Consider the following 10,472-nt stretch of genomic DNA (forward strand, 5'->3'; position numbering starts at 1 on the left):
ACGCCCGGCTGCGGCGCGGCGTAATCGGGCCCGACCGCCGGTAGCCCGGCGCAGGCGCCCAGCAGCAGCGCGGCCAACGCGGTCAGGGCCGTGCGCGGCAGCGCCGGCACGAGGGGGAAAGTCATCTGCGGTTCCGGAATCTGCGGAAACCCCACAATACTGCACCGTACGGTTAAGTGCGGTTAAGCCCGCGCAAAAGCCACCCCGCGCCCGCGCCGGCAATAAAAAAGGCGACCACCCGGGTCGCCTTCACGCGTTCCCCGGCCGAACCGGGGATGGCGGGAACTCAGGCGTTCACCGCATCTTTCAACTTGGAGCCGGCCGAGAACTTGGGCTGCTTGGAGGCAGCGATCTGGATCTCGGCGCCGGTCTGCGGATTGCGACCGACACGGGCGGCACGCTCGCCCACGGAGAAAGTACCGAAACCGACCAGCGTCACGCTCTCGCCCTTGCCGAGCGCTTCGGTGATGATTTCCATGACACCGTCCACGGCGCGGCCAGCATCGGCTTTGGTCAGACCACTCTTGCCAGCCAGCGCTTCGATCAATTCAGTCTTGTTCATAGCTCTTTGTGTGTAGATGAAGGAAATGGGTGGATGCAAAAACTCATACAAGGCAGCAATCCAACAGGTGACGCCCCGTGCCAGCTTCGCACTACACCACCCGCAGGCCGTTAGCTTACAACGCTCTTTTCCACCTGTGGCACGAATCTCTAGGTTTTCCACGCTTTTCGGCGATGCTGCACCGCAAAAAGCATGAAATCAGCCTGACGACAGCTCCCGCAGCCGCTCCAGCGCCTCTTCGATGCGCTCGACGGCGACGACGCGCATGCCAGGAATATCATGCTTCGGCGCATTGGCTTTAGGCACCAGCGCCACCGTGAAACCCAATTTTGCGGATTCCTTCAGGCGCTCCTGGCCGCGCGGCGCCGGACGGATCTCGCCGGCGAGCCCCACCTCGCCGAACACCACCAGTTCGCGCGGCAGCGGCCGGTTGGTGAGCGACGAGACGATCGCCAGGAGTACCGCCAGGTCGGCCGCCGGTTCGGCGATCTTGACCCCGCCGACGGCATTGACGAACACGTCCTGATCGAAGCACACCACGCCGGCATGGCGATGGAGCACGGCCAGCAGCATCGCCAGGCGATTCTGCTCCAGGCCCACCGACAACCGGCGCGGGCTGGGGCTATGAGCGCTGTCGACGAGCGCCTGGATCTCGACGAGCAGCGGCCGCGTGCCTTCCTGGGTGACCAGCACACAAGAACCGGCCACCTGCTGGCCGTGCTGCGACAGGAAGATCGCCGACGGGTTGCTGACGCCCTTGAGGCCCTTCTCGGTCATCGCGAACACGCCGAGTTCATTCACCGCGCCGAAGCGGTTCTTGAAGGCGCGCACCAGTCGGAAGCTGGAATGGGTGTCGCCCTCGAAATACAGCACCGTGTCCACGATGTGCTCGAGCACCCGCGGGCCGGCCAGGGCGCCGTCCTTGGTCACGTGGCCGACCATGATCAGGGTGGTGCCGCCCTGCTTGGCGAAACGGGTGAGCTGGGCCGCGCATTCGCGCACCTGGGCCACCGAGCCGGGCGCCGAGCCGAGAGTTTCGGAATAGACGGTCTGGATCGAATCGACCACCGCCACGTCGGGCTTCACGGAACGCAGCGCTTCGAGGATGCGCTCGAGGTTGATCTCGGGCAGCAGCTGCAGGCTGCGCGCCTCGAGTTGCAGCCGTGCGGCACGCAGCGCCACCTGCTCGGCCGACTCCTCGCCGCTCACGTAGAGCGCCTTGAGACTGCCCGAGAGCAGCGCCAGCGCCTGCAGCAGGAGGGTCGACTTGCCGATGCCCGGATCGCCCCCGATCAACACCACGCCGCCGGGCACGAGCCCGCCGCCCAGCACCCGGTCGAACTCCTCGATGCCGGTGGGCACGCGGGCCGATTCGCGGGGCTGCACGTCGGCCAGGGTCTGCAGGCGGCCGCTGTCGCCCGCCAGCGCGGCATAGCGCTTGGCTACCGGCGCCTCGGGCTCGACGACGGATTCGACCAGGGTGTTCCAGGCCTTGCAGTGCGGGCACTGGCCCTGCCAGCGGGGCGACTTGCCACCGCAGGCCGAGCAGACGTATTCGGTCTTGACCTTGGCCATCAGGCGCCGACCGCGGCCGCGCCGCGCACGCTCACCGGCACGCGCGGCGCCAGGGCGCAGAACAGCTCGTAGCTGATGGTGCCAGCGGCCGAGGCCACCTCGTCGGCCGGCAGGCCATCGCCCCACAGGGTGACCGGCGAGCCGATGCCGGCTTCCTCGAGGTGCGACAGGTCGCAGGCCAGCATGTCCATCGACACCCGGCCGAGGGTGCGGGTGCGCCGCCCGCCGACCAGGATCGGGGTGCCGGTGGGCGCATGGCGCGGGTAGCCGTCGGCATAGCCGCAGGCGACGACGCCCACGCGCATCGGACCGCTGGCCTCGAAGGTGCCGCCGTAACCGACGCGCTCGCCGGCGGCGATCTGCTGAACGCCGATGATTTCGCTGGTGACCGTCATCACCGGACGCAGGCCGAGCTGCTCGGCGCTGGCCAGGTCGGGCATCGGGGAGCCGCCGTAGAGCATGACGCCCGGCCGCGCGATGTTACCCACGGCTTCGGGAAAGCGCAGCAGCGCCGCAGAGTTGGCCAGGCTCACCGGCAGGTCGAGGCCGGCGGTGAGGCGCTTGAAGGTGTCGAACTGGGCGGCGACCCCGACCTCGTCGTCGGCACGGGCGAAGTGGGTCATCAGGGTGATGCCGCGCACCGCGGGCAGCGCGCGCAGGCGGGCCAGCGCCGGGGCGAAGGTGGCGGCGGTGAAGCCGAGGCGGTTCATGCCCGAATTGATCTTGAGCAGCACGTCGATCGGCTGCGTCGGCGCGGCGCGCTCGAGCATCGCCAGCTGGGCTTCGGAGTGGATCGCGGGGATGAGCTGGCCTCTGGCGATCTCCGCGATGTCGGCTGGCTCGAAGAAGCCTTCGAGCAAGGCGATGGGCTGGCGGAGCCCGGCGGCGCGCAGTTGGCGGGCTTCGGCCAGATCGAGCAGCGCAAAGCCGTCGGCGATCGTGCCGAGGGCCTGGATGGCGCGATCGAGGCCGTGCCCGTAGGCGTTGGCCTTGACCACCGCGAAGGCGCGGGCGTGGCCGGCGCGCTGTTTGGCCAGCAGGTAATTGTGACGCAGGGCCTCCAGGTCGATGGAGGCGCGGATCGGACGGGGCATCAGTATCTTTCGGACGACAGGCGGGCGATTTCGTCAGCGACGAAATCGGCAAAGGTGTTCACCAGCCGGGAGCGGAACTTGTCTTTCAGGAGGATGACTTCCAGCGGCGTGTAGAGCGGCGGCTCGAGGGGAATGGCCGCGAGCTGACCGTCCTTCAGCTCGCGGCCGATGGCGGCGCGCGAGGCGACGGCGACGCCCAGCCCCTGGGCGGCCAGATGCTTGACCGACGACAGGCTGCCGAGTTCCGCCGTGACGTTGAGATCCTCGTAGGGGATGCCGGCGTCGGCGAAGAACTGGTCGACCAGGTCGCGGATGCCGTTGCCCGGCTCGCGGTGGAGCAGCGGGTAGGCGGCGAGCTGTCCGGCGCGGACGGATTTCTCGGCGGTGAGCGGATGGCCCGGGGCAACGATCACCTGGAGTTCGTCCTGGCCCAGGTGGCGGCGTTCGAGGGTCGGCTGGTCGGTGACGATCTCGATGAGGCCGACGTCGAGGCTGCGGTCCATCACCCGCCCCTCGATGGTCTGGGAGTTGCCCACCGACACCCGCGGCAGCACCCGCGGATAGCGGCGCTTGAACCCTTCGATGAGGCAGGGCAGCCAGTAGGCGGCGATGGTGGTGCTGGTGCCCAGGTGGAGCACGCCGGAGAGCTCGTCGGTGAGTTCGGCGACGCGCGATTCGAGCTCGTCGGTGAGGCCGAGGATGCGCTCCGCGTAAGCCATCACCAGATCGCCCGCCGGCGTGAGCGTGACGCGGCCGTGGCCCCGGTCGAACAGGCGCGTGTTGAATTGCTCCTCGAGCTGCTTGATCTGGAACGTGACCGCGGGCTGGGTCATGAACAAGGCTTCGGCAGCGCGGGTGAAGGAGCCGTGCCGGGCTACGGCGTGGAAGACCTGGAGACGTCGATCGGCCATGGTGCATAAATCCGGTTTATGGATACCGTTATTGGAGCACAACATTGACCTTGTCGCCAGAAGTCATCACGACCTTCGTGGTATAAAGCGCGGTCCGTCAAATTCACCGAGCTTCCGTCTCCCGCGATGCCCTTCGGTTTCTACATGATCATGGCGGCGCAGTTTTTCTCTGCGCTGGCCGACAACGCCTTGTTGATCGCCTCCATCTATGTGCTCCGGGAGATGCAGGCCCCGCAGGAATACGAGCCGCTGCTCAAGCTGTTCTTCACCCTTTCGTACGTGCTGCTGGCCGCCTTCGTGGGCGCCTTTGCCGACTCGATGCCCAAATGGCGGGTGATGCTGATCAGCAACGGCATCAAGATCGTGGGCTGCTCGCTGATGTTCATGGGCGTGCACCCGCTGGCCGCCTACGCGGTGGTGGGCCTGGGCGCCGCGGCTTACTCGCCGGCCAAGTACGGCATCCTTACCGAATACCTGCCGCCACGCCTGCTGGTGGTGGCCAACGGCTGGATCGAGGGTCTCACCGTCGGCGCGATCATCCTCGGCACCCTGGTGGGCGGAATGCTCATCAAGCCGGCGATCGCTCAGGCGCTGCTGGGCTTCGATCTCCCGCTGATCGACACTGGCATCGACACCGTGCCCGAAATGGCCCTCTGCGTGGTCGGCCTGCTGTACCTCGTCGCCGCGCTGTTCAACCTCAAGGTGCCCGACACCGGGGTCGACCACAAGGTGCTCAAGAAGAACCCCGCCTACCTCATCCACGACTTCACCCACTGCCTGGCGCTGCTGTGGCGCGACAAGCTGGGGCAGATCTCGCTGGCCACCACCACGCTGTTCTGGGGGGCGGGGGCCACGCTGCAGTTCATCGTGATCAAATGGGCCGAACAGGCGCTGCACCTCGATCTCTCGAAGGCCTCGATGCTCCAGGGCGTGGTGGCGATCGGGGTGGCGATCGGTGCGGTGATGGCGGCACGGCTGATCACGATGCGGGCGGCCGTGAAGGTGATTCCCCTCGGCATCGCGATGGGCGTGATCGTCAATGTGATGATCTTCGTCACCGACATGAACCTTGCGATGGCTTTGATGGTGCTGATCGGCGCCCTCTCGGGCTTCTTCGTGGTGCCGATGAACGCGCTGCTCCAGCACCGCGGCCACATCCTGATGGGCGCGGGCCACTCCATCGCGGTGCAGAACTTCAACGAGAACCTGTCGATCCTGGTGATGACCGGGCTCTACGCGCTGCTGATCCGCGCCAACTTCTCGATCAACTTCGTGGTGGTGGCCTTCGGCCTGTTCGTCGCCGGCACGATGTATCTCGTGAAGCGCCGCCACGAGGCGAACCAGCGTGAATTCGACGCCGTCTCGGCGCTCGACGAGACCCACCACTGAACCACCGCGACGCCCCACCCGGGCGCGCTGACCAGCCCTATTCGGTGCCGTCGAGCAGGCGGTGTTCGTCGGCGTGGCGGTACATCTCGAGCACGCTGGCGAGGCCGGTCTTCTGGCGGATGGTGGTCTGGTAGTTGGCCACCGTCTTGGCGCTCAGGAACAGCCGCGCGGCGATCTGCTCGACCGTGCGCCCCGCCGCCAGCAGGCGGAAAATCTCGAACTCCCGCGGCGACAATTCCAGGTGCACCGCTTCGCCGGCAATGCCGGCCAGGGCCGACGCCACGTCCGGCGACAGGGCGCGCTCGCCGCGGGCGACCCGGCGCACCGCGTCGATCAGCAGTTCGGGCTCGCTGCTCTTGGTGAGGTAGCCGTCGGCACCAGCCTTGAGCGCCTGCTCCACCATCGCCGGGCTATCGTGCATCGAGAACACCAGCACCCGCGGCGCGCCGTCGCGGCTCTTGACCCGCGCCAGGGTTTCCAGGCCGCCGCGGCCGGGCATCGACAGGTCGAGCACCAGCACGTCGGCGCGGTGGGCGGCAAACCAGGCGCAGGCCGAATCGCTGTCGCCAAAATCGGCCACCACCTCCATGTCGTCTTCCAGTTCGAGCAGGCGCCGGTAGCCGGTGCGCACCACGGCGTGGTCGTCGGCCAGCGCGACGCGCAGGCGGGGGCTCATCGCCCGGCCTCGCCCAGGGGCAGGCGGGCGCTCAGTTGCAGGCCGGCGTCATTGTGGGCGGACCAGCACAGATTGAGCGGGTCCGCGGAATCGATGAGTACAGCTACACGCAGCCCGCCGGCGTCGGGGCGGGCGGCAGCGAGCTCGAGGGCGGCGAGGGTCATGTGGCACAGGGCCTGCCCGAGGGCGCCAGGCAGGCGCAGATCGGGCGGCTCGACTCGGAGTTGAGGATGCGCCGCATCGTGCCAGTTTTCGAGGATTTCGTGGAGCAGCGCCTGCACACGCAGGCTCGGCGCGGCGTCGGCGGGCGCCGGATCGATCTGGCGCAGCAGGTCGCGCAGTTGCCGATCGATGGCGGCGCCCTGAGTCTCGACATCCTGCGCGGCCGCCTGCAGGGCCGGCTGGCCGACGCACTTGCGCAGCAGAAAGGCGACGTTGGCGCGCAGCGCGGCGAGGGCCTGGCCGAGCCGCTCGTGGCGCGCCGCCAGGCCCCCGCCGCCCGCGACGGGGCCGCTCACAGGCTGTAGCGCAGGCCGACCCACAGCGTGCGCGGCGCGCCCGGCGCGTAGAAGGTGGAGCCGACCAGCGGATAGTCGCCGCCCACCGGCGCGAAGGGCCGCGCGACGAAGCCGCCGTTGGCCGAAAAGGCGGTGGAGCCGAGCTGGGCCGCGGTGGCGTACTGGCGGTCGAACAGGTTGTTGATCTGCCCGAACAGTTGCAGGCCGCGGCTCACCGTGTAGCGGGCGCCGAGGTTGGTGACCGCATAGCCGCCGGAACGGCCGGAGCCCAGATAGTAGGTACCGTCGGGCTGGTGGCGGTTGTTCTCGTTGCCGCGGGCGTAACTACCGGAAACGGCGATCAGGTCGGTGCCGATCGACAGGTCGGGCGTGACTTTCCAGTCGGCCGAGGCCTTGAGCATCTGGCGCGGAATCAGCGGGATGCGGTCGCCGGGGCGAATGTCGATGGTGCCTTCCATGCCGGGGCCGGCGCTGTTGGTGCTGTTGCCGGCGCCGCCGACGGTTTCGGCCGAGCGGTAGGTGGCGTCGAGCCAGGTGTAGTTGAGCGCCACGCTGAGCGGACCGAAGGCGGTGCTGGCGCCGGCCTCGATACCCTGACGGCGGGTCTTGCCGAAGTTCTTGAAGTAGCCGTAGCCGAGCATGTCGTCGGCCACGAAAAGGATGTCGTCGTGGTTCTCGGCGCGGAACAGGCCGAGGTTCCAGCGCGTCGCGGCGCTCGGCTGGCCGCGCAGGCCGATGTCCCAGGTCTTGGTGACGACCTGCTTGAGCGGCGGGTCGCCGGCCATCGCGTTGGGCAGCTTGCAGGGGTTGTCGGGGTTCGCGCAGCCCAGTTCGATGGCGGTGGGCGTGCGGCTGCCCTCGCTGTAGCCGGCGTAGGCGCTCCAGGCGCGGGACGGGGTGTAGGTGAGGCCCGCGGCCGGGTTGAAGCGGGAATAGCGATGATCGCCGTCGAGGGAATCGGCGCCGCCGCCGGGGTTGAGCAGGTCGCGGTTGGTGACCCGGCTCTGGTTGTAGCGCCCGGACAGGGTGGCGTGCCAACGCTCGGTGAGCGACAGGGTATCGGTGGCGAAGAGGCTCCAGGTGCGGGTGCGGCCGGCGAGATTGACCCGCGAATCCAGCGCCGTCTCACCGGCGCCGGCGTTCTGGGAGCCGTCGGCCCAGGCATTCACCGGCGTCACGCTGCGGTCGGGGTTGAGGTAACCGTACTGGCCGCTCTGACTGAAGCGGATGTTGCTCTGGTCGAAGCCGGCGCCGGCGATGAAGAGGTTGCGGCGCCCCGCCAGATCGCCCGAGTAGCTGGTCTGGCCGGAGAAGCCGAGGTTTTCCTGGTCGCTGCGGGTGCGGTTGATGAGGCCGTTGCACTTCTCGTTGGGCTCGTCGGCCAGGAGCGCGTTGGCGATGCAGCGCCACATCGGGAAAGGCGTGTTGGAGGCGTTGGCGCCACTGGTCGGGAAGCCGCTGTAGCCGGCGGCGCTGAGGGCGGCACGCTCGGCGGCACTGGGCTGGTAGACCGACTGGTCGAGGGCGCCTTCGTTCACGTCGCCGTTGGTGGTCGCGGTGTTGATCTTGCGGTAGTACACGTTGCCCGACAGCAGCAGGGTGTCGGAAAGGCTGTGCTTGCCGGTGAGATTGAGGAACAGCGAGCGGTTGCGGGTGATGTCGGGCTGGGTGTAGATGCTGCTGTAGTCCTGGGCGAGCAGGCGGGACTCCTGCAGGCCGTTGCCGTTGAGCCTGTTGTCGGCGTAGGCGATCGACAGGTCGAGGTCGGTGCGGGCGTCCTGCCAGCCGAGCTTGCCGAAGGCCTGGCGCACGTCCGACGGCGAATTGGTGCGCCAGCCGTCGTCCCGGTACAGATTGCCGGCGAAGAACCACTCCAGCCCGGTGTGATCGTCGAAGCCGCCATGCTCCAGTTCCAGCGAGCGGCGCCCGTGGCTGCCGCCGGTGAGCTGCACCGCGCTGCCCGGATGGGTGCGGCCTTCCTTGGTCTGGATCGCCAGCGCGCCGCCCAGGGTGTTGAGGCCGAACAGCGGGTTGGAACCCGGCATCAGGTTCATCGAGGCGATGGCGGCCTTCGGGATCAGATCCCAGCTCACCACGTCGCCGAAGGGCTGGTTGATGCGCACCCCGTCGAAATAAACCGACATGCCCTGGGGCGTGCCCAGCAGCGGCGACGCGGTGTAACCCCGGTAGTTCACGTCCATCTGGAAGGGGTTGCCCTGGATCTCGTTCACATGAACGCTGCCGAGGCGCCGGTTCATGAACCCCGACAGCTCGGTGGCACCACTGTGCTCGATGTCGCGGGCGGCGGCCGACTGCACCGGCGCGGCGATCTGCGCCAGGGGCAGCTCGAGGCCCGGCAGCGGCGTCTGGCCAATCACCGTGACGGCCGGCGCCACGGTGGCGACGGGCGCTTCGTCGGCGGCAGCATGGAGCGGGAAGACGGCACCGAGGGCGAGCGCCAGCGGCGTGAGGGCGGGAAAACGTCGGGCAGCGGGGTGCAGCATGAGGAAAAGTCTCCGTTATCGTGTTTTCGTCCAGCGTACGCACCGGCGCCCCACCTTGCCATGGGAGAAATTCCCGAACTTTCCCGCGCCATCGCCCAGCCGGTATCATCCAGACCCCACCCACGCCCCACCCGCTCCCATGAACGACATCCAGAACGCCCTTTCGCGCCGCGACTACGCCGATTCGCTCCTGCCCGAAGGGCGTCTCGACGAGGCACTGGCGATTCTCGGCGGCGAAGTCCTGCCCATCTTCGAGGCCGCCGACGAGGCTCGCGAGGTCGCCATCACCCAGGGCCGCATCGCCGACGTGATGGTGGCGCAGGGGCGCCTCGACGAAGCGATGGCCCTGCAGACCGAGCGGCTGCCGGCGGTCACCGCGCTGGGCGACCAGGAGGGCATCGCCCACATCCTGTATTCGATGGCCAACATCCGCCTCGCCCGCGGCGAGCACGACAACGGCGGTCTGCAGCAGATCTACGAGGAGCTTGCCCAGGCGTTCCAGATCAGCTGCGAGCACGGCCAGCCCGACGCGGTCGGCGGCATCGGCCTGCTGCTGGTGCAGGTGCTGGCGATGGGCGGCCTGCGCGACGAGGCGGTCGAGACGCTGAACGTCGTCGAGGACGCCTTCACCACCCTGCGCGATACCGACGGCCTGGGCCACGTTCGCGCCCTGCGCGACGCCCTCGAAGGCTGATCCCGCCCGGCCGGCGCCCGCCGGCCACTTTCCGCGGCGACGCTCGTCCCCCGTCGCGGGGAAGCCGGTGCCGCTTCATCGACCGGAACGATTCATTTCCTCCTCGACGCGACGTGCTCGCGCGTGCGCCCCGGGCGACTTGACTGAGCTCGCGCCAATCAATAAAATAACAATCATTCTCATTTGCATTCATCAACAGGACGCCCGGCCTTCCATGCCCGTCGCGTCCCGTTGATCGCAACGCCCAGCCAGCCAGCCCTGCCCCACGGCATGTCGCGAGCCAGCCAGGAACCGACCCCCTGGAGACCGATCGACATGACCGCTGCCCCGATGCCGTCGCAGCCGGCCGAAGCGCTCAACCTGCCGGCGCCGTACATCGCCCTGCCCCGCCCCACGCCGGCACCGCCACTGCGCCGGCGCGGCGCCGGCATCACCGCCGCACTGCTGCTGCACGGCGCCGCCCTCGGCGGGCTGATGCTGGCGGTGGGCGACGTGCGCACGCCCCCGGTCACCCCGCCGCAGCCTTATCTGACCGTCAGTCTCGCCACG

The 10,472-nt window shown here is 68.5% G+C and carries 10 protein-coding genes; 3 read left to right on the forward strand and 7 right to left on the reverse strand.

Annotation, left to right across the window (positions count from 1 at the left end):
* Positions 1-286 precede the first annotated feature (286 nt).
* The 4 genes from ACE3P2_RS14130 to ACE3P2_RS14145 all read right to left on the reverse strand — a co-directional run bounded on the left by ACE3P2_RS14130 (position 287) and on the right by ACE3P2_RS14145 (position 4,142).
* Positions 287-562 carry an HU family DNA-binding protein gene (locus ACE3P2_RS14130; protein WP_374265538.1) on the reverse strand — a complete coding sequence of 92 codons (276 nt, stop codon included), beginning with the start codon at positions 560-562 and terminating at the stop codon, positions 287-289.
* Positions 563-760: 198 nt separating this feature from the next.
* Positions 761-2,137 carry a DNA repair protein RadA gene (radA, locus tag ACE3P2_RS14135; RefSeq protein ID WP_374265540.1) on the reverse strand — a complete coding sequence of 459 codons (1,377 nt, stop codon included), beginning with the start codon at positions 2,135-2,137 and terminating at the stop codon, positions 761-763.
* A complete protein-coding gene (gene alr / locus ACE3P2_RS14140; protein WP_374265542.1) occupies positions 2,137-3,231 on the reverse strand; it encodes an alanine racemase in 1,095 nt (364 codons plus the stop codon). The genes radA and alr overlap by 1 nt, the downstream gene beginning before the upstream one ends.
* Positions 3,231-4,142, reverse strand: coding sequence for a LysR family transcriptional regulator (locus ACE3P2_RS14145; protein WP_374265544.1), 912 nt, complete (start codon positions 4,140-4,142; stop codon positions 3,231-3,233). The genes alr and ACE3P2_RS14145 overlap by 1 nt, the downstream gene beginning before the upstream one ends.
* Positions 4,143-4,268: 126 nt before the next feature.
* Here ACE3P2_RS14145 and lplT point away from each other — a divergent pair, with 126 nt between their 5' ends.
* Positions 4,269-5,531, forward strand: coding sequence for a lysophospholipid transporter LplT (lplT, locus tag ACE3P2_RS14150; RefSeq protein WP_374265546.1), 1,263 nt, complete (start codon positions 4,269-4,271; stop codon positions 5,529-5,531).
* 37 nt (positions 5,532-5,568) lie between these two features.
* On the opposite strand, the gene ACE3P2_RS14155 is transcribed toward lplT, so the two are convergent.
* The 3 genes from ACE3P2_RS14155 to ACE3P2_RS14165 are packed head-to-tail and all read right to left on the reverse strand — an operon-like array spanning position 5,569 to position 9,229.
* On the reverse strand, positions 5,569-6,207 hold the full coding sequence (locus tag ACE3P2_RS14155; RefSeq protein WP_374265548.1) for a response regulator: 639 nt from the start codon (positions 6,205-6,207) through the stop codon (positions 5,569-5,571).
* Entirely contained in the window at positions 6,204-6,725 is a 522-nt protein-coding gene (locus tag ACE3P2_RS14160) for a hypothetical protein (protein ID WP_374265550.1), read from the reverse strand. The genes ACE3P2_RS14155 and ACE3P2_RS14160 overlap by 4 nt, the downstream gene beginning before the upstream one ends.
* Positions 6,722-9,229 (reverse strand): TonB-dependent receptor, encoded by a 2,508-nt coding sequence (locus ACE3P2_RS14165; protein WP_374265552.1) that lies wholly within the window; start codon positions 9,227-9,229, stop codon positions 6,722-6,724. The genes ACE3P2_RS14160 and ACE3P2_RS14165 overlap by 4 nt, the downstream gene beginning before the upstream one ends.
* A gap of 139 nt (positions 9,230-9,368) precedes the next feature.
* On the opposite strand from ACE3P2_RS14165, the gene ACE3P2_RS14170 reads away from it, so the two are divergent.
* Together ACE3P2_RS14170 and ACE3P2_RS14175 are read left to right on the forward strand one after the other, a co-directional pair.
* Positions 9,369-9,923 carry a hypothetical protein gene (locus ACE3P2_RS14170; RefSeq protein WP_374265554.1) on the forward strand — a complete coding sequence of 185 codons (555 nt, stop codon included), beginning with the start codon at positions 9,369-9,371 and terminating at the stop codon, positions 9,921-9,923.
* 315 nt (positions 9,924-10,238) lie between these two features.
* On the forward strand, positions 10,239-10,472 hold a 234-nt coding region (locus tag ACE3P2_RS14175), incomplete at its 3' end, for a hypothetical protein (protein ID WP_374265555.1).

Origin of the sequence: Zoogloea sp. (genome assembly GCF_041911615.1) — a bacterium.
Classification (GTDB): Bacteria; Pseudomonadota; Gammaproteobacteria; order Burkholderiales; family Rhodocyclaceae; genus Zoogloea.

Bases quoted from the DNA above. Each gene is read 5' to 3' on its own strand.
- ACE3P2_RS14130 (WP_374265538.1), bottom strand. From the start codon at position 562: ATGAACAAGACTGAATTGATCGAAGCGCTGGCTGGCAAGAGTGGTCTG.
- radA (WP_374265540.1), bottom strand. From the start codon at position 2,137: ATGGCCAAGGTCAAGACCGAATACGTCTGCTCGGCCTGCGGTGGCAAG.
- alr (WP_374265542.1), bottom strand. From the start codon at position 3,231: ATGCCCCGTCCGATCCGCGCCTCCATCGACCTGGAGGCCCTGCGTCAC.
- ACE3P2_RS14145 (WP_374265544.1), bottom strand. From the start codon at position 4,142: ATGGCCGATCGACGTCTCCAGGTCTTCCACGCCGTAGCCCGGCACGGC.
- lplT (WP_374265546.1), top strand. From the start codon at position 4,269: ATGCCCTTCGGTTTCTACATGATCATGGCGGCGCAGTTTTTCTCTGCG.
- ACE3P2_RS14155 (WP_374265548.1), bottom strand. From the start codon at position 6,207: ATGAGCCCCCGCCTGCGCGTCGCGCTGGCCGACGACCACGCCGTGGTG.
- ACE3P2_RS14165 (WP_374265552.1), bottom strand. From the start codon at position 9,229: ATGCTGCACCCCGCTGCCCGACGTTTTCCCGCCCTCACGCCGCTGGCG.
- ACE3P2_RS14170 (WP_374265554.1), top strand. From the start codon at position 9,369: ATGAACGACATCCAGAACGCCCTTTCGCGCCGCGACTACGCCGATTCG.